Origin of the sequence: Amycolatopsis sp. H20-H5, assembly GCF_035828755.1 — a bacterium.
Taxonomy (GTDB): Bacteria; Actinomycetota; Actinomycetes; order Mycobacteriales; family Pseudonocardiaceae; genus Amycolatopsis.
In genome coordinates, this window is sequence record NZ_JAYMZS010000002.1 from 96,950 (window position 1) to 113,867 (window position 16,918).

General features: G+C 71.9%; 15 protein-coding genes. 8 read left to right on the top strand and 7 right to left on the bottom strand.

Features of this window, described 5'->3' with window-relative positions:
* The 3 genes from QMK34_RS01525 to QMK34_RS01535 form a co-directional block, all read right to left on the bottom strand.
* Positions 1-1,404: GNAT family N-acetyltransferase (locus QMK34_RS01525; protein WP_326410474.1), on the bottom strand; the 1,404-nt coding region annotated here is incomplete at its 3' end.
* 1 nt (position 1,405) lies between these two features.
* Positions 1,406-2,578, bottom strand: coding sequence for an acetoin utilization protein AcuC (locus QMK34_RS01530; RefSeq protein WP_326410477.1), 1,173 nt, complete (start codon positions 2,576-2,578; stop codon positions 1,406-1,408).
* 50 nt (positions 2,579-2,628) lie between these two features.
* The gene (locus QMK34_RS01535) at positions 2,629-3,477 is read right to left on the bottom strand and encodes a sulfurtransferase (protein ID WP_326410480.1); all 849 of its coding nucleotides are present in this window, start codon (positions 3,475-3,477) and stop codon (positions 2,629-2,631) included.
* 138 nt (positions 3,478-3,615) lie between these two features.
* On the opposite strand from QMK34_RS01535, the gene QMK34_RS01540 reads away from it, so the two are divergent.
* From QMK34_RS01540 to galE, 3 genes are all read left to right on the top strand, one after another.
* Positions 3,616-4,311: a metal-dependent transcriptional regulator gene (locus QMK34_RS01540; RefSeq protein ID WP_326410483.1), complete on the top strand. Its 696-nt coding sequence runs from the start codon at positions 3,616-3,618 to the stop codon at positions 4,309-4,311.
* Positions 4,308-5,516 carry a galactokinase gene (gene galK, locus QMK34_RS01545; RefSeq protein ID WP_326410486.1) on the top strand — a complete coding sequence of 403 codons (1,209 nt, stop codon included), beginning with the start codon at positions 4,308-4,310 and terminating at the stop codon, positions 5,514-5,516. The genes QMK34_RS01540 and galK overlap by 4 nt, the downstream gene beginning before the upstream one ends.
* A 102-nt stretch (positions 5,517-5,618) precedes the next feature.
* Positions 5,619-6,611 carry a UDP-glucose 4-epimerase GalE gene (galE, locus tag QMK34_RS01550; protein ID WP_326410489.1) on the top strand — a complete coding sequence of 331 codons (993 nt, stop codon included), beginning with the start codon at positions 5,619-5,621 and terminating at the stop codon, positions 6,609-6,611.
* Here galE and QMK34_RS01555 read toward each other — a convergent pair.
* Entirely contained in the window at positions 6,580-7,656 is a 1,077-nt protein-coding gene (locus tag QMK34_RS01555) for a DUF4192 domain-containing protein (protein ID WP_326410492.1), read from the bottom strand. The genes galE and QMK34_RS01555 overlap by 32 nt on opposite strands.
* A 221-nt stretch (positions 7,657-7,877) precedes the next feature.
* On the opposite strand from QMK34_RS01555, the gene QMK34_RS01560 reads away from it, so the two are divergent.
* Complete coding sequence (locus tag QMK34_RS01560) at positions 7,878-8,954, top strand: NAD/NADP-dependent octopine/nopaline dehydrogenase family protein (protein WP_326410496.1); 1,077 nt, start codon at positions 7,878-7,880, stop codon at positions 8,952-8,954.
* Positions 8,955-8,992: 38 nt separating this feature from the next.
* Here the strand turns inward: QMK34_RS01560 and QMK34_RS01565 are convergent, their stop codons facing one another.
* The gene (locus tag QMK34_RS01565) at positions 8,993-9,844 is read right to left on the bottom strand and encodes a M23 family metallopeptidase (protein ID WP_326410499.1); all 852 of its coding nucleotides are present in this window, start codon (positions 9,842-9,844) and stop codon (positions 8,993-8,995) included.
* A gap of 97 nt (positions 9,845-9,941) precedes the next feature.
* Here QMK34_RS01565 and QMK34_RS01570 point away from each other — a divergent pair, with 97 nt between their 5' ends.
* Together QMK34_RS01570 and QMK34_RS01575 are read left to right on the top strand one after the other, a co-directional pair.
* Positions 9,942-11,066, top strand: a complete 1,125-nt coding sequence (locus tag QMK34_RS01570) for a sensor histidine kinase (protein ID WP_326410505.1) — start codon at positions 9,942-9,944, stop codon at positions 11,064-11,066.
* Positions 11,033-11,695, top strand: coding sequence for a response regulator transcription factor (locus QMK34_RS01575; protein ID WP_326410508.1), 663 nt, complete (start codon positions 11,033-11,035; stop codon positions 11,693-11,695). Before QMK34_RS01570 ends, QMK34_RS01575 begins: the two co-directional genes overlap by 34 nt.
* 227 nt (positions 11,696-11,922) lie before the next feature.
* Here QMK34_RS01575 and QMK34_RS01580 read toward each other — a convergent pair whose 3' ends face one another.
* Positions 11,923-13,734 (bottom strand): Xaa-Pro dipeptidyl-peptidase, encoded by a 1,812-nt coding sequence (locus QMK34_RS01580; RefSeq protein WP_326410510.1) that lies wholly within the window; start codon positions 13,732-13,734, stop codon positions 11,923-11,925.
* An 89-nt stretch (positions 13,735-13,823) separates the two neighbouring features.
* Between QMK34_RS01580 and QMK34_RS01585 the strand changes: the two genes are divergently transcribed.
* Positions 13,824-15,395: a DUF4139 domain-containing protein gene (locus tag QMK34_RS01585; RefSeq protein ID WP_326410513.1), complete on the top strand. Its 1,572-nt coding sequence runs from the start codon at positions 13,824-13,826 to the stop codon at positions 15,393-15,395.
* 86 nt (positions 15,396-15,481) lie between these two features.
* Positions 15,482-16,414, top strand: a complete 933-nt coding sequence (locus QMK34_RS01590) for a hypothetical protein (RefSeq protein WP_326410516.1) — start codon at positions 15,482-15,484, stop codon at positions 16,412-16,414.
* Here QMK34_RS01590 and QMK34_RS01595 read toward each other — a convergent pair.
* Positions 16,411-16,839 (bottom strand): CBS domain-containing protein, encoded by a 429-nt coding sequence (locus tag QMK34_RS01595; RefSeq protein ID WP_326410518.1) that lies wholly within the window; start codon positions 16,837-16,839, stop codon positions 16,411-16,413. The two genes, QMK34_RS01590 and QMK34_RS01595, sit on opposite strands and share 4 nt — an antisense overlap.
* Between the last annotated feature and the right edge of the window lie 79 nt (positions 16,840-16,918).

The following is a 16,918-nucleotide window of genomic DNA, read 5'->3' on the forward strand; positions in this document are numbered from 1 at the left end:
GACCTCGGCCGAGGCCGCGGCCAGCTGGGGGCGCACCGCGTGCCGGCCGGACTTCACCGCGACGATCGGCTTCGTGCGGGCGAGGCGGCGGGCGAGGCGGGCGAACTTGCGCGGGTTGCCGAAGGACTCCAGATACAGCAGCACCAGGTCGGTTTCGGGGTCGGTCTCCCAGTACTGCAGCAGGTCGTTGCCGGAGACGTCGGCGCGGTTGCCCGCCGAGACGAACGTCGAGAGCCCGAGGCCGCGGGCCTCGGCGTCGGCGAGGATCGCCGTGCCGAGCGCGCCGGACTGGCAGAAGAACCCGGTGCGCCCGCGCGCGGGCAGGCGGGGGGCGAGCGTCGCGTTGAGGCGGACGGACTTCGCGGTGTTGAGCACGCCCAGCGCGTTCGGCCCGACCACCCGCATCCCGTGCGCGCGGGCCTCGCCGACCAGCCGCAGCTCGGCGTGCAGGCCGTGCGGACCGGCCTCGGCGAAGCCGCCGGACACGATCAGCAGTGTCTTGACCCCCTTGGCCAGCGCACCGTCCAAAACGGACTCGACGGCCTCGGCGGGCACCGCGACGAGCGCCAGGTCGACCTGGTCGGGAATGTCCACCACGGACGGATACGCGCGCACGCCGCGTACCGAGCGGTGCTCGGGGTTCACCGGGTAGACCGTGCCGGCGAAGTCCGCCGAGAGCAGGTTGGTCAGCGCGACGTAGCCGATCTTCGTCGGATCGGTCGACGCTCCGATCACCGCGACCACCCGCGGGTGCAGCAGGTTGTGCACGCTGCGCGCTTCGGCGGCCTGCTCCCGCGAACGGGCGACGGCGAGCGATTCCTCGGTGGGGTCGATGTCGAACTCCAGGTGCAGCACGCCCTCCTCGATCTCGCGGCTGACCTGGTAGCCCGCGTCACGGAAGACGCGGACCATCGGGGAGTTCTCGGCGAGCACCTCGGCGACGAACCGGCGCAGCCCGCATTCCGAGGCGGCGGCGGCGAGGTGTTCCAGCAGGATCGAGCCGAGCCCTCGGCCCTGGTGCGCGTCGTCGACCAGGAACGCCACCTCGGCCGACCCGCCGTGGTCGAGCCGTTCGTAGCGGCCGACGGCGACCACGTCGTCGCCCAGCAGCGCGACGAAGGCGACCCGGTCATGGTGGTCGACGGTGGAGAAGCGGACCAGGTCCCGCTGCGGGATCCGCGGGTAGGCGCCGAAGTAGCGGAAGTAGCGGCTGCGCTCCGAGAGCCTGCCGTGCAGGGCCACCAGGCCGTCCGCGTCGTCGGGCACCACGGGCCGCAGGTGGACGGTGCCGCCGTCGGCGAGCACGACGTCGGCCTCCCAGTGCCGCGGGTAGTCGAACGGATCGCGCGGGCCCTCGGTGTTCGGTGGCTCGGTGTTCGGTGGTTCGGGACCGTCGGTTGCCATGTCAGTCCCTCGGATCGTCCGGGTCGAGACCGTGCAGCGGGAACACCGCTCGGCGGGTTTCGCGGATGGCCACGTCGACCTGCTCGTCCGCGCCGTCGCCCCAGGCCTTGAACGCGGTCTCCCGGTCGTCGGTCATCCGGGCCGGGATCTCGGCGGCGGGCGAGGCCTTGGCGACCATCCGGGTCCAGTTCGACGGCAGCGTCGTCTCCGGCGCGACGTCACGGTCGAGCACCGTGGCGATCAGGTGCGTCCACGACCGGGGCACGACGCGGATCAGCTGGTACCCGCCGCCGCCGACGGCGAGCCACCGGCCCCCGGCGTGGGTGTCGGCCAGCTCGCGCAAGGTGGCGTAGATGGCGCGGTGGCCGTCGACCGACAGCGACAGGTCGGCGAGCGGGTCCTCCTCGTGCGAGTCGACCCCGCACTGGGTCACCAGTATCTGCGGCTGGAACTGCTCCAGCAGGGACGGGACGACCGCGGTGAACGCGCGCAGCCAGCCCGCGTCCCTGGTGCCCGGCGGCAGCGGGATGTTGACGGAAGTGCCCTCGGCGCCGTCCGTGCCCGTCTCCGCGGAATAGCCGGTGCCCGGCCACAGGGTGAGGGGATGCTGGTGCAGGGAAACGGTCAGTACCCGCGGGTCGCCGTAGAACGCGGCCTGGACGCCGTCGCCGTGGTGCACGTCGGTGTCCACATAGGCCACCCGCTCGAACCCGTGGTCCAGCAGCCAGGAGATGGCCACCGCGCAGTCGTTGTAGACGCAGAAACCGGACGCGGCGGCGCGCATCGCGTGGTGCAGCCCACCGGCGATGTTGACCGCCCTGGTGACCTCGCCGCCGGCGATCTTGCGGGCGGCGAGCAGGCTGGACCCGACCACCAGCGCGGACGCCTCGTGCATGTCGCTGAACACCGGGTTGTCGGCGGTGCCGAGCCCGTGGCCGACGTCCCAGCCCGCCATCGGCGCCTGTTTGACCGCTTCGAGGTATTCCTGGGCGTGCACCCGCAGCAGCTCCTCCTCGCCCGCGGCGTCCGGGACGAGGAGCTCCACACCGTCGAGCACGCCGAGCGCGGTGGCGAGGCGGATGGTCAGTTCGAGCCGGACCGGGTTGAACGGATGTTCGCCGCCGAGGTCGTAACCCAGCAGCGAGGAGTCCCAAACGACAGCCGGTGCCCGCATGTCCGCACTGTAATCCCCCGGCACGGCACCCGCCCCCGAACGGCCGGGCCTCAGCCGGGCCGGTCGCCGGTCGCGGCGGGCCGCGCCGGGTCTCGTGACCAGTGCGACCAGGAGCCCGTGTACAGCGCGGCGGGCTCGGGGTGACCGGCGACTTCGAGCGCGAGGACCACCGAGCTGGCGGTGACGCCGGAGCCGCAGTAGGCGCCCACCGCCTTGCCCGCGGTGGCGCCAAGCCCGGCGAAACGCTCGGCGAGCTCGCCGGGTGGCAGCCAGCGGCCGTCCTCGCCGAGGTGCCCGGTGAACGGGGCGTTGACCGCACCGGGGATGTGCCCGGCGCGCGGGTCGACCGGCTCGGTCTCCCCCGCGTACCGGGGCCGGGCGCGGGCGTCGAACAGCACGCCACGCCGGGCCAGCCGGGCCGCCTGGTCCGCGTCGAGCACCGGCATCCCGCCGGGTTCGACCACGATGTCCCCCTCGGCGGGCTCGGCCGCGTCGGTGCTCACGGGGTGACCCTCCGTGACCCAGGCCGCGTAACCGCCGTCGAGCACGGAGACCTCGGTGTGCCCGGCCCAGCGCAGCAGCCACCAGGCCCGCGCGGCGACCGAACCGTCGGCGTCGTCGTAGACCACGACCGGGTGACCCGCGCGGACCCCCGCGGCGCGCAGGTGCCGCTGGAGGTCGCCGGGAGCGGGCAGCGGATGACGGCCGCCCTCGCCGGGCTCGCCCGCCAGCGCCTGGTCGAGATCCACGTAAACTGCGCCGGGGAGATGGCCTTCGCGGTACGAATCGGCCCCCGGCGGGCCGGCGAGGCGCCAGCGGACGTCGAGGACCACGGGTGGCGGGAACGCCGCGGCGCCGAGCAGGGCCGCGAGGTCCGTGGTGGTGATCATGGTGCGCATCCGTCCATCCTCCGGGTCCGGTCGTCGTTCACCCAGCTCGGGCGGACTTTCCCCGCCACACGACTTGTTATCCCCACGCGTGACCGTGAGTGTCGGGGCCAGCGACTACGATATGCAACTGCGGACGAAGGGGACAGCGTGAACGATCTCATCGACACCACAGAGATGTACCTGCGTACGATCTACGAGCTCGAGGAAGAGGGTGTCGTCCCGCTGCGCGCGCGGATCGCGGAGCGGTTGCAGCAGAGCGGCCCCACCGTGAGCCAGACAGTCGCCAGGATGGAACGCGACGGGCTGGTGATCGTCGCGGACGACAGGCACCTCAAGCTCACCGACCACGGCCGCGAGCTCGCCATCGCCGTCATGCGCAAGCACCGTCTCGCCGAACGCCTCCTCGTCGACGTCATCGGGCTCGAGTGGGAGCACGTGCACAACGAGGCGTGCCGCTGGGAGCACGTCATGAGCGAGGCCGTCGAGCGCAAGCTGGTCAAGCTCCTCGACCACCCCACCACGTCGCCGTACGGCAACCCGATCCCCGGGCTGGACAAACTGGCCGCGGGCGAGCAGCCCGCCCCGCCGCCGGAGCCGGACCTCGTCCGGCTCGACGAGTTCGCCAGGGCGGGCGGCGGCAAGGTGGAGATCCGCCGGATCGCCGAGCACGTGCAGCTGGACGAGTCGCTGATGACCGAGCTCAAGAGCGTCGGCATCGTGCCGGGGCAGACCGTGCGCGTCTCGAAGTCGAGCAGCGGCTCGACCATCGAGGTCACCGGGGAGCACAGCACCGTCCAGGTCGCCAGCTCCGTCCTGCACGCGGTATTGGCCCAGGCACGGTGAGCTCGGCCGGAGAGGCCGCGGCGGCCTTCCGGAGCGTGCACGGCCGCGCTCCCGGCGGAGTGTGGTCGGCGCCGGGCCGGGTCAACCTGATCGGCGAGCACACCGACTACAACGACGGTTTCGTCCTGCCCTTCGCCCTGCCCCACCGCCTGGCGGCCGCGGCTTCGCGCCGTGACGACCAGGTGCTCACGGTCTCCACCCTGGGGTCCGACGGCAAGCTCCAGCACTCCGGTCCCCTGGAGATCGGCTCACTGCGGCCCGGTGGGATCGAGGGCTGGGCCGCGTACCCGGCTGGGGTCGCCTGGGTCCTGCGGGACGAGGGTTTCGATCGCGGCGCCGACGTCGTCATCGCGGGGGACGTGCCCTCCGGAGCCGGTCTGTCCTCTTCGCACGCCCTCGAATGCGCCGTCTCGCTGGCCCTGCTGGGCCTGGCCGGGATCGAGCTGGACGGGAACGCCCCCGGCACGCCGAGCCTGCAGGAAGTGGCCCGCTGGGTGCAGCGCTCGGAGAACGATTTCGTCGGCGCGCCCACCGGCCTGCTCGACCAGACGGCTTCGCTGTGCTGCACCGAGTCGAACGTGCTGTTCCTCGACGTCCGCTCGGGCGTCTACGAGCACGTCCCGTTCGACGCGGCGGCCTCGGGCGTGGCGGTCCTGATCATCGACACCCGGACGAAACACTCCCACGCCGACGGCGGCTACGGGGAGCGCCGCCGCGGGACGGAGCGCGCCGCGGAGCTGCTTGACGTGAAGGCGCTTCGCGACGTCACACTCGAGACGCTGGCGGACGCGCTCACCCGGCTCCCGGCGGACCTCGGCCCGCTGGTTCGGCACGTAGTGACCGAGAACCAGCGCGTGCTCGAAGTGGTGGAGCTGCTGCGCGCGGGCAGGCTGGCCGAGATCGGGCCGCTGCTCTACGCCTCGCACGAAAGCATGCGTGACGACTACCGGATCTCCACCGCGGAGCTCGACCTCGCGGTCGAATCCGCGCTGACGGCGGGCGCGCTGGGCGCCAGGATGACCGGCGGCGGTTTCGGCGGTTCCGCCATCGCGCTCGTCCGCGAGTCCGAAGTGGACAGTGTGAGCACCACTGTGGACACGGCTTTCGAGAAGGCCGGGTACCGGCGGCCGCGGATGTTCACCGCGGTGCCTTCGCGCGGCGCGGGCAAGGACGCTGGTGGGAACACTGGCGGGGACACCGTCTAGCGAGGCTCCGGGGTGGTACCCAACCCCGGAGCGTGCGGCACGTCCTAAGTAGGAGACACTGCGCCGCGTAGCCGACGCCCTCCGCACGAGAAAGGCCCGAACGTGAGCGACGACCAAAGCAAGGCCCTGAAACTGATCGTCACGGGCGGCGCCGGTTATGTGGGCGGCGTGTGCGCGGCCCGGCTCATCGAGGCGGGCCACGAGGTCACGGTGGTGGACGACCTGTCCACCGGGCACGCGGACGCGGTGCACCCCCAGGCCCGGTTCGTCGAAGGGGACGCCGCCGAGGTGGCGCGCGACATCCTCGGCGAGGGCTTCGACGGGGTGCTGCACTTCGCCGCCAAATCGCTGGTCGGCGAGTCCATGGTGGACCCCGCCAAGTACTGGCAGGGCAACGTGGTGACCTCGCTGGGCCTGCTGGAGGCGATGCGGGCGCACGGCACCCCGCGCCTGGTCTTCTCCTCGACCGCCGCGACCTACGGCGAGCCCGACGTCTCCCCCATCCCGGAGACGGCCCCGACCCGGCCGACCAACACCTACGGCGCGACGAAGCTCGCGATCGACCACGCCATCACCAGCTTCGCCCATGCCCACGGCATCGCCGCGGTCAGCCTGCGGTACTTCAACGTCGCCGGTGCCTACGGCGCGTTCGGCGAGCGCCACACGACCGAAACCCATCTGATCCCCCTCGTCCTCCAGGTCGCCACCGGTGACCGGGAGCGGATCCAGATCTACGGCGACGACTACCCCACCGCCGACGGCACGGCCGTCCGCGACTACATCCACGTCGCCGACCTCGCCGACGCGCACCTGCTGGCCCTGCGCCACGCGCGGGCCGGTGAACACCGCATCTACAACCTCGGCAGCGGCACCGGTTTCTCCGTCCTCGAGGTGATCGAGGCCTGCCGGACGGCGACCGGGCACGCGATCCCCGCCGTGGTCGCCCCCCGGCGCGCGGGCGACCCGTCGACGCTGGTCGCCTCCAGCGACCTCGCTCGCGAGGAGCTGGGCTGGCGGCCCGAGCGCACCGACCTGACGGGCATCGTCGGCGACGCGTGGGAGTTCACTCGCTCCCGCCTGGCGAACCAGGCCTGAACTGTGGCTCGCCGAGCCCGCCGGGCCCGCCGAAAAGCGAACCCATACTGAGCCCGGCCAGTTTCGCCGGGGGCAGCGCCCGGTCGAGGCAAGCGGCGAGCAGTTGTGCCATGACGTACTCCGGATCAGCCTCCAGCGCGTTCTCGAAGGCCATCCCGGCAAGGGCACCGTCGCCTCGCGCATAGGCCGAGTAGCCCGCCAAGCACGCGGCGGCCGCGCGCTCGGGCGCCGGGAGCTCGCGGACAAGGGTGAGCCACAGCGTCTCGGCGTCACGGGCCAGTGACGTGCCCGCGGGGACGGCGGTGCCCAGGCAGGCGTCCCGCACCTGGGTCTGGGACAGTGCCACGGCGAGGCGGACAGCCTGGGCGTCCGAGAGCTGGTGATCGCCCCGCGAAACCCGGCCCAGCGCCGCGCGGACCTCGGCGCTGCCCGCTTCGATCGGGTCCTGGTCTCCCCACGGCGGGTCCGTCAGGGCCGTCAGCATCGCGGAACGCCGGGCGAGAGTGGCCTTCGAACGGGGTTCGAGCAGCTTTTCGACCTCCTCCCGGCTGTCGAAGGTGACGTGCCCCAGCTCGGTGATCGCCGCCGCCGCGACAGTGCTCTGCCCGTCCGGCTGCACACCTCCGCAGTCTTCGTCCCGGTAGCAGCCCCAGCGGGCGCCCCCGGCGATCTCCGGTGTCCAGATCGAGTGCAGGACAGGTCTGCCCACCGCGGCCAGCGCCTCGGTCAGCAGGTCGACGAAAAGGCGGTGAGGTGGACTGTGCGTCCGGGTGCCGGGGCCGGCGATCACGACCAGCGTGACCGCGGTGAACTCCGGACCGGCGTACCGGCCAGCGAGGTGCCCGGCCTGCTGCCGGGCGTGCTCGTCCGGCGGCAGATCGGCGCGCAGCACCAGCCCCAGCCTGGTGCCCCGGGGCACCAGGTGGCCGAGCATGACGACCGACTCGGCGGGGCGGAAACCGAGCAGGTACGGGAGCGAGGCGAGCAGCTGCCCCGGGTCCTTGATGGCGTTCTTGGTCGCGGCTGTCGAGGTGGAAGTGGTCATGGCCCCACCTTGCGCCGGGCCGGGGCCTGGCGGGGACGGCGGCGCGAATCTGTGGACAGGTGGGGGCGGTGTGGATGATCCCGGCCGCCGCCGGGCGCGAAGGCCGGTTCCTGTCGGTGGGGTGGACTACCCTGCCCGCCTTCCCCACAGGAGGGAGGGGAACTTTCCCACCGCGGACAACGACCTGTCCACTACGTGCCGAGTGGACGGGAGTGGGCGGAATGAGTGTGTTCAGCGGGATCGGGGTGGTGGGCGCCGGCGGTGAGGGCCGCGCGGTGGCCGCTTACCTGGCGTCGCGGGATCTCCCGGTACATCTCCACACGCGGGATCCGCGAGCGGTGGCCGGGATCGCGAACCGCCGGGAGATCGACGCGGAAGGGGCGCTGAACGGCCGGTTCCCGATCCGCTCGGTGAGCGACGACCCCGCCGAGCTGGCCGGGCGGGCGGTGATCCTGATCGCCACGATCACCACGGCCTACCCGGAGGTGGCCGCGCGGATAGCGCCTTACCTGTCACCCGGTCAGGTGGTGGTGCTGTTCTCCAGCAAGCTCTGCGGCAGCGTCGAATTCGCCCACGCGCTGGCCGTCGCCGGTGCGCCCGGCGTCGACGTCGTCGAGACCGACGCGCTGTTCGCCGCGCGGCCTGACGGTACTGGCGGGGTGCGGGTGCTCGGCGTCAAAGGCTGGAACCTGCTTTCGGGGTCCTGCCCCGTGGCGGTTACCCGGCACGCCGGGCAGCTGTGCGAATGGTTCCCGATGCTCGAGGTCGCGGGCAACCCGGTCGAACGCGGCCTGCACGACTTCGGCGCGGTCGCCCACGTGCCGATCGCGCTGGCGAACCTCGGCGCCATCGACCGCGCCGAGGACCTGCTGTTCTACCTCGAAGGCCTGTCCCCGAGGACGGTGGCGCTGCTGGAACGGACCGAGGCCGAGTTCGCCGCCGTCGCCGAGGCGTACGGCGCACGGCTGCTGCCGATGACCGAGGTGCTCGACCGCTACTACGGCTGCACCAGGACCTGCCTGCTCGACGCCATCCGCACGGTCGAGCCGTACAAGGCGATCGCGGCACCGGCCAGCCTCGACCACCGGTTCCTCACCGAGGACATCCGCTCCACGCTGGTGCCGCTCCAGGCGCTCGCGCGCTGCGCGGGTGTCGCCACGCCGATGGTGGACGCCGCCATCACCATCATGTCCGTGCTGGGCGGGGAGGACTTCCGCCGCACCGGCCGCACGCTGCGGCGGCTGGACTGGGACGGGCTGAGCCACGACAGGATCCTGCGGCGGCTGGCCGCGGCCTGAAGCGCGGGGCGGGCCCCCAGGACCCGCCCCGCACCGGATCAGCCGCAGTGCTCGAACGGGCTTTCGTAGGTGTTCGAGCCGACCGAACCGCCCCACTTGACGCAGGTCGAACCGGCCACCTTGCTCACGGGACCGGCGTAGTAGGTGAAGTTGCCCTTGTCGGTTGCCCTGACCGAACCCTGTACCTCGAGGAACGCCGACGCGGCCGTGGCCGTGCCGAGCGAGACGGCCTTCAAGGTGGTCACGCAGTTGGCCTTCGACGACGAGTTGTACAGCAGGTACGCGGTACCGGCGGTGGCCAGCGGCGCCGAGTCGACCACGGAGAACCCGCTGCCGCACACCTGCTCGGCCGAGTACGGGTTGCCGCCGCAGTTGTTCTTGCTGGTGAAGTCCTGGTGCCCGTAGTAGGTCACGGCCACGCCGTTCAGCACGGCGTTCTGCGTGACGCCGTTGAGGTTCTCCTCGAAGTGCAGGTGCGGACCGGTCACGCCGCCGGTGGCGCCCGCCTTGCCGATCTCCGTGCCGCCGTTCACCTTCTGCCCGACGGAAACCTCCTGGACGGACAGGTGCGCGTAGCGGGTCCGCCAGCCGCCGCCGTGGTCCAGCTCGATCCAGCGGCCGTAGCTGGTGCTGCCCTCGTTCGCCACCCTGGTCACCGTGCCCGCGGTGGAGGCGACCACCGGCATCCCGGTGATGCCCGACTTCTGGAAGTCGACGGACTTCTGCGGGTTGTGGCCGCTGAACGTGGCCGCGGTGACGGTCACCCCGCACTTGAACGGGACCTGGAAGTTCGGCGCGGCGGACGCCATGCCCGGCGCGGCGATCGCGAGGCCGAGCGCGGGCAGGACGGCGGCCGCGGCGAGCGTCGCCAGACGTCGCAACCTGGACATGGGATACCTCCATCGAACGGGGAAGCCGGACAGGGCACAGCGAAGCCGGTCGAAGTACATTTTCCGTATAAAGACCCGAGGGAAGAGCGCCGCGACGATGACGACACAGGCAGGTGAACGGCAGGCGAAGCCCGCCGCGCTCGATTGGGCGCGCTGGGGTTTCGTCGTGATCCCGATGCTCACCAGCGTAGTGCACGCGACGCCGCTGTCCTGGGTGCTGGCGGCGGTCACCGTCCTCGCCGCGACGCCGTTCCTGCGGGTCTTCCCCGCGCCAGCCTGGCTGATGCCGGTCGCGACGATCGCGGTGGTCGCGCTGAGCGGCGCGCTGGGGGTGGTCCAGCCGAGCAGCTGGGCGTCGGTGGCGATGTTCGCCACCACGTTCTACGCCGTGCGGACCCTGTCCAAGCCGGTGACGATCGGCGCGCTGGTCACGGCCGCCACGGTGATCGTGGTGTGGACCACCTACCGCGAGGTCAACTGGATCGACGCGCTGCCGCTGGCCGGGCTCCTGGTGGTGATCATGCTGCTGGGCATCAACCGGAACACCCGCGCGGCCAAGCTCGAACAGACCGAACTCGCGCTGGCCAGGGCCCAGACGGCCGCCGAGGAGCACGCGCGGGCCGCCGCGCTGGCCGAGCGCACCCGGATCGCGCGCGAACTGCACGACGTCCTCGCGCATTCGCTGGCCGGGCTGGCGCTGAACCTGCAGGGCGCACGGCTGATGCTGGTCCGCGACGGCGCGAATCCCGACGTCGTCGCCCAGATCGTACGGGCGCAGAAACTGGCCACGGAAGGACTCGCCGAGGCCCGCAAGGCCGTCGCCGCGCTGCGGGAGGACGCTGTCCCGGTCGAGCGCGCGGTCTCCGACCTGCTGGCCGGGTACCGGCTCGACACCGGGGCGCGGGCCGACCTGAATGTCGACGGGGAGGCCAGGGAACTGGACGCCGCCGTGGGCACGATGCTCGTGCGCGCGGTTCAGGAAGCCCTGTCGAACACCCGCAAGCACGCACCGAACGCAGCCGTCGCGGTGACGCTCACCTACACCCCGTCGCGGGTCGAGCTGACGGTCGCCGACAGGCAGGGCAGGCGGCCGACGGCGGCGCTCTCGGCAGGCTACGGTTTGCGGGGCATGGGGGAACGGGTCGCGCTGCTCGACGGGCGACTGGACAGCGGGCCGGTGGAGGACGGATGGCGGGTACACCTGACGGTGCCTTGCGCGTAGTGCTGGCCGACGATCAGGCGGTCGTCCGGGAGGGCCTCGTCACCCTGCTGGGCCTGCTGCCGGGCGTCGAGGTGGTCGGCTCCGCGGCGGACGGGCTGGCCGCGCTCGAACTGATCGCCGAGCACCGGCCGGACGTCCTGCTGGTGGATCTGCGCATGCCGCGCTGCGACGGCGTCGAGACCACCAAACGGGTCCGTGCCGAGCATCCGGGCACCGAGGTCGTGGTGCTCACCACCTACGCCGACGACGAATCCCTCCTGGCCGCGCTGAAGGCGGGCGCACGCGGGTTCCTGACCAAGGACGCGGACGCCGAGGCCATCGCCAGGGCGCTGCGCTCCGCCGCCGACGGACAGTCCACAGTGGACGGTGAGCTGCAGCGGCGGCTGGTCGAGGCCGCGACCCGCGGCACCCCCGTGCGCACCCGGGAGGTCGAAGGACTGACCTCGCGGGAGATCGAAGTGCTGCGCCTCATCGCCGCCGGGCTGTCGAACACCGAGATCGCGCGGACGCTGGTGGTCAGCGAAGCGACGGTGAAGACCCACGTGAACCACCTGTTCGCCAAGGCGGGCCTGCGGGACCGGGCGCAGGCCGTGGCGTTCGCCTACCGCGTGGGCATCGCGGCCACCTGACCCCGCGTTCAGTGGTCCCTGAAGGCCACCATGACGGCGTTTAACGCCGTCAGGCCCGTCGCCGACGAGGCGACGGGCCTTTGGGGACACAGTGGCCTTCAGGGACTTGCGGCGGGCACCCGGCGACGACCAGCAGGTCCCGGGGGCCGAGTTCGATCGTGGTCATACGAGCACAACGAACACCGCCCGCCCCATTGTTCCGTTATGTCCGGCTCAGGCGGAACGGGTCAGCCGAAGGCGCCGCGCAGCGCCGGCTTGCCGCCGGTGATCGGCAGGCTCACCGACGTCCGTGTCAGGTCGATCGCCACGCCCGCGCCCGGCTTCGGCCGCAGCGTGTAGTCGTGATCGCTCGAGGCCACCAGGAACTCCAGCTTGTGGCCCGCCGCCAGGATGTAGTCCTTCGGCATCAGCTCGACCGGGATCCGGTAGGTGGTGCCGGGCGTGATCGGCTCGGTGCGCGCCGGGTCGGTGCGGTTCTGCGGGTCGACCCAGCCGCGGCTGATCACGTGGGACTTGCCGTCCGGGGCGCGGTCGACGAGCACCGCGGTCAGGTTCGCGGCGGGCCGGTCGAACGACACGGACAGGTCGGCCCGCGCGGTGCCCGAGAGGCGCACGGCCTGCTTCGCGGCCGTTGTCGAGTACAACAGGCGGTTGCCAGAAGAGGCCGCGTCGGCGAGCTGCTCGACGGTCTTGCTCGCGTCGTCGGCCAAGGTCTCGACGGCCGGGTTGCCCGGCACCGGGTTACGGGTGTCGAGCGTGCCCTTGGACTTGCCGCCCGGCCACGGGTACACCTTCACGTCCGAGGTGCCCGGCGCCGGCCAGTCGGCCTCGTCGGTCCAGGACTTGTCCTCGCGCTGGATCGTGGCCTTCGGCTCGTTCTGGATGCCGTTGTCGACGCCGTAGAGGTAGTGGGACATCCACTTGTTCAGCGTCGCGAGCCACACGTCACGGCGCAGCGAGTACGGGTCGGCGTGGCCGGACTGGTGCAGCCAGATCTTGTGCTCGACGCCGTGGGCGCGCAGCGCCGCGTACCACTCGGCGACCTGGTCGGTCTTGACGTTCCAGTCGTTGAGGCCGTGTACCGCGAGCACCGAGGCGTGCACCTTCGAGACGTCGTTGCGGTAGTTGCGGACGTCCCAGAACGGGCTGTAGTCGCCGGTCACCCGGTCCTGATCCGCCACTAGCTTGTCGATCACCGGACGGCAGATCGCCTTGTCCGCGCGGGTGTAGACATAGTCGGCGAGCACGTCGGCGTCCTCGCCCTGGTAGCCGCCCGCGGCCACGACGGCGCCGTCGTTGCGGTAGTAGTCGTACCAGCTGGAGATCGCCGCGATCGGCACGATCGTCTCGAGGCCCTGCACCCCAGTGCTGGCCACGGCGTTGGGCAGGGTGCCGTTGTAGGACACGCCCATCATGCCGGTCTTGCCGGTGCTCCAGTCCGCGCTGACGGGGGCGCCCGCCGCGTCACGGGCGGGCGCGCGGTGGTTGAGCCAGTCGACGACCGAGCGGGCGCCGATGGTCTCGTTGACGTCGCCGGTGGTCGGGCAGCCGGTCGACTGGCCGCTGCCGAGCGATTCCGCGTAGACCACGGCGAACCCGCGCGCGACGAAGTAGTTCTGGTACGTCCAGCTGATCGGTGCCGCATTGGGGCCGACGCCGGAGGCCGCGACCCGCGGGCCTTCCGCCGCGCGGGCACCGCCCGGCACGGAGAGCTCGACGTCGACGTTGTGGTTGGCGACGTCGTTGCCGCCCGCGTAGTACGGGCTCGCCTGGTACACGACCGGGACCTTCATGCCCTGCTGGGTGGCGCGCGGGCGCACCACCTCGACGTGCACTTGATCGTCCTTGCCGTCGTGGTCGCTGTCCACCGGCGCGGTGACCCAGAGGTTCTCCCTGACCACGTCGGCCGGGTCGAACACCGGTTGCGCCTGTCCGCCGGAGAACACCGGCGCGGGCGGCGGATCCGCTTGTGCGACAACGGAAGTCACGGGCAGGACCAGCACCGACGTGAGCAGGACAGCAAGACGAGCGGCTCTCAAGAGACCCCCAAAGCCGGACGAAGCGGGCGACGAACTCCTCCGAGGGTTCCGGCCGCCCGCTCCCGCGTCAAGAGACTAACGTCGGTGCCATGCCGACCTCCGTGGAAGCGCCGATCGTCGCCGTCACCGTCTACCCGCAGCACGCCCGGATCACCCGCCGGGGCAGCGCCCGGCTCGACACCGGCTCCCGGTTCACCCTCGACGGGCTGCCCGCCGGGCTCGCCGCCGATTCGGTGCGCGTCACCGGCACCGGGCCCGCGACGATCCTCGGCGTCGACGTCACGACGAAACGGCACGCGAACCCGGCCGATCCCGCGCTGCGGGCGCTGACCGACCGGCGCCGGGCAGACCAGGCCGCGCTCGACGAGGTCACCGACGCGGAGACGGCGGAGACCACGAAGGTGGAGCTGCTGACCAGCCTCGCGCAGCGAAGTGGGGGCAGCTTCGCGAAAGCGCTCGCCGCGGGCACCGCCGAACCCGGCCGGGTGGCCGAGGTGACCGACGCGCTCTCGGCACAGCTCGCCACGGCACTCAAGAGCCGCCGGGAGCTGACCGACCGGCGGGCCGGGCTGGCCGAGGACCTCGCGGCGCTGGACCGGGAGATCGCGAACCGGCAAGGCGTGTCCGAACAGGACAGCACGACGGTGACCGTGGAGCTCGAAGCGGAGCCGGACGCCGCCGCGGACGCGGGGCTGGAACTGGAACTGTCCTATGTGGTCACCGAAGCGCACTGGGAGTCCGGCTACGACGTCCGGCTGCGCGACGAGCAGGTCCAGGTGACCTGGCACGGACTGGTCACCCAGCACACCGGCGAGGACTGGCCCGAGTGCGAACTCGCTTTGTCGACCGCGCGGCCCGCGACCACTGTGGACATCCCGGAACTCGGCCCCTGGTACCTCGACCGCGTCCGGCCCGTGCCCGAGCACGCCGTCCTGTCGGTCAACCGCGGCTACGGCGGCGCCGCGCCCGCCGCCGCGCAGCAGCAGGAAGCCGCGCCCGCGCTGCGGAAACTGGCGTTCCGCCCGGCCGAGGTGGAGCAGGGCGCGGCCGCGGCGACCTACCGGCCAGGGCACCCGGTCGCGGTCCCGTCCGGAGCGCAGGGACATCGCACCACGCTCGCGCAGTTCGACTGGACGGCGAAGCTGGGATACGTCACCGCTCCCGTCCTCGCCGAGGAAGCCCACCTGCGCGCGACGGTCGTCAACGGCTCCGAGCACACGCTGCGGCCAGGGCGGGCCGCCGTCTTCCACGGCTCCGAGTTCGTCGGCACCACAAGGCTTTCCGCCTGGGCCCCCGGCGAAGAGGTCGAGCTCGCACTCGGGGTGGACGACCGGATCCGGGTCGAACGGGAACTCGTCCGCCGCACGGCGGGCAAGGCCGCGCTGTCCGGGACGAAACGGCGTGAGGCCGAATACCGCACCACCGTCACCAACCACGGGCCGCGCGAAGCCGCGGTCACCGTGCTCGACCAGTTCCCGGTGTCGCGCGACGACGCGGTGGTCGTCCGCGACGTGCGCGCCACCCCGGATCCGGCCGAGACCACCGAACTCGGCGAGTTCACCTGGCGGATCGCCGTCGCGCCGGGCCAGGCCGCGGTGGTCACGCTGGCCTTCCGGGTGGACGTCGCGAAGGGGGTCGAGCTCGCGGGCTGGCGCGAGTGAGCGAACACAGCGTCCCCACAGCAAGACACAGGAAACGGACAGGTCAGAGCCGCTGCTGAACGCCGGACGGCCGACGTTGACCCGGTATGAGGACACGGGTTCGCGTCACCCTCGCCTGCGCCGCGCTGACGGCCGTCGCACTGACGGCAGGCGGCCTGGTCGTCACCGCCAGGCACACCGTCACGCCGGTCAACCAGGCGGTGACGGCCCCCGCGACGAGCACGCCAGCGTCATCGGTGAACACCCCGACTGAGACGCCGACGCCCAGCACGACCGTCTCGGCCCCGGCGCTGGACCCGGACGAGCTGGCGGACGCGGTGTCCGATGCCGTCAAGCACGCGGTCCCGGGAACAGAGCTGGGACTCGCGATCTTCGATCGCCAGACCGGCGAAACACTGGCCGAGGCGGACCCCGGAAAGCGCTTCTACACGGCTTCGGTGGTGAAGCTGCTCATCGCGCTCGACGCTGTCTACGACAACGGGTGGCAGGTGCCGGACGACGACCTGGCCGAAGACCTCACGACCATGCTCGCGGGCAGCAACGACTCCATCGCGTCGCGGCTGTGGGAGGACGACGGCGGCGTCACGATCGTCAGCCGGATGGCCGACCTGATCGGCCTCGACGACACCGTCCCACCCTCGGATCCCGGGCAGTGGGGCATGACCTGGACCAGCGCCGACGACGTCGTCCAGATCTACGAATACCTCGACGACACGGTGCCGGACGAGGTCGCCCGGCCGATCGTCGACGCCCTCGCCGCCGCCCGGCAGCCCGCCGACGACGGGTTCGCCCAGTACTTCGGCATCCCGGACGGGCTGCCCGGCGTCGACTGGGCCGTCAAGCAGGGCTGGATGATCCTGCGCTCGTCGGTCGTGCTCGACACCACCGGCGTGGTCGGCTCGCGCTACGTCGTCGCGCTGCTCACGGACATGCCGCGCGCGACCAGCTGGGCGAAGGGCCGTGCGGCCGTCACCGCGGGCATCGCGGCGACGGCCCCGGTGCTCGGGACTGCGAGCTAGCCCTGCGAGATGTAGGCTTCCAGCTGTTCACGGCTCTTTTCCAGCTCTTCCATGCGGTTCTTCACCACGTCGCCGATGCTGACGATGCCCGCCAGCTTGCCCTCGACCAGCACCGGCACGTGCCGGATACGGCGTTCGGTCATCAGCACGGTCAGCTGGTCGACGGAGTCCTCCGGCCCGCAGCTGGCGACCATCTTGGTCATGATCTCGGCGACCGGCCGGGCGAGCAGGCCGGGGCCGTGCTCGACGAGGCGCCGGACCACGTCCCGTTCCGACACGATGCCGGCGATCTGGTCGCCGGTGATCACCACCATGGCGCCCACGTTGTGCTCGGCGAGTCTCGCGAGCAGTTCGGTGACCGTCGTCTCGGGGGCGACCGTGGCGACCGCCGTTCCCTTGCCTCGCAGCAGGTCGGAAATCCGCATCGCGATCCTCCCGGGTCGGTGAGCTGGCTCACCTCAGGTTATGGCCTAACGGGCGGCGGCGAAAGTCCAACGGCGACGG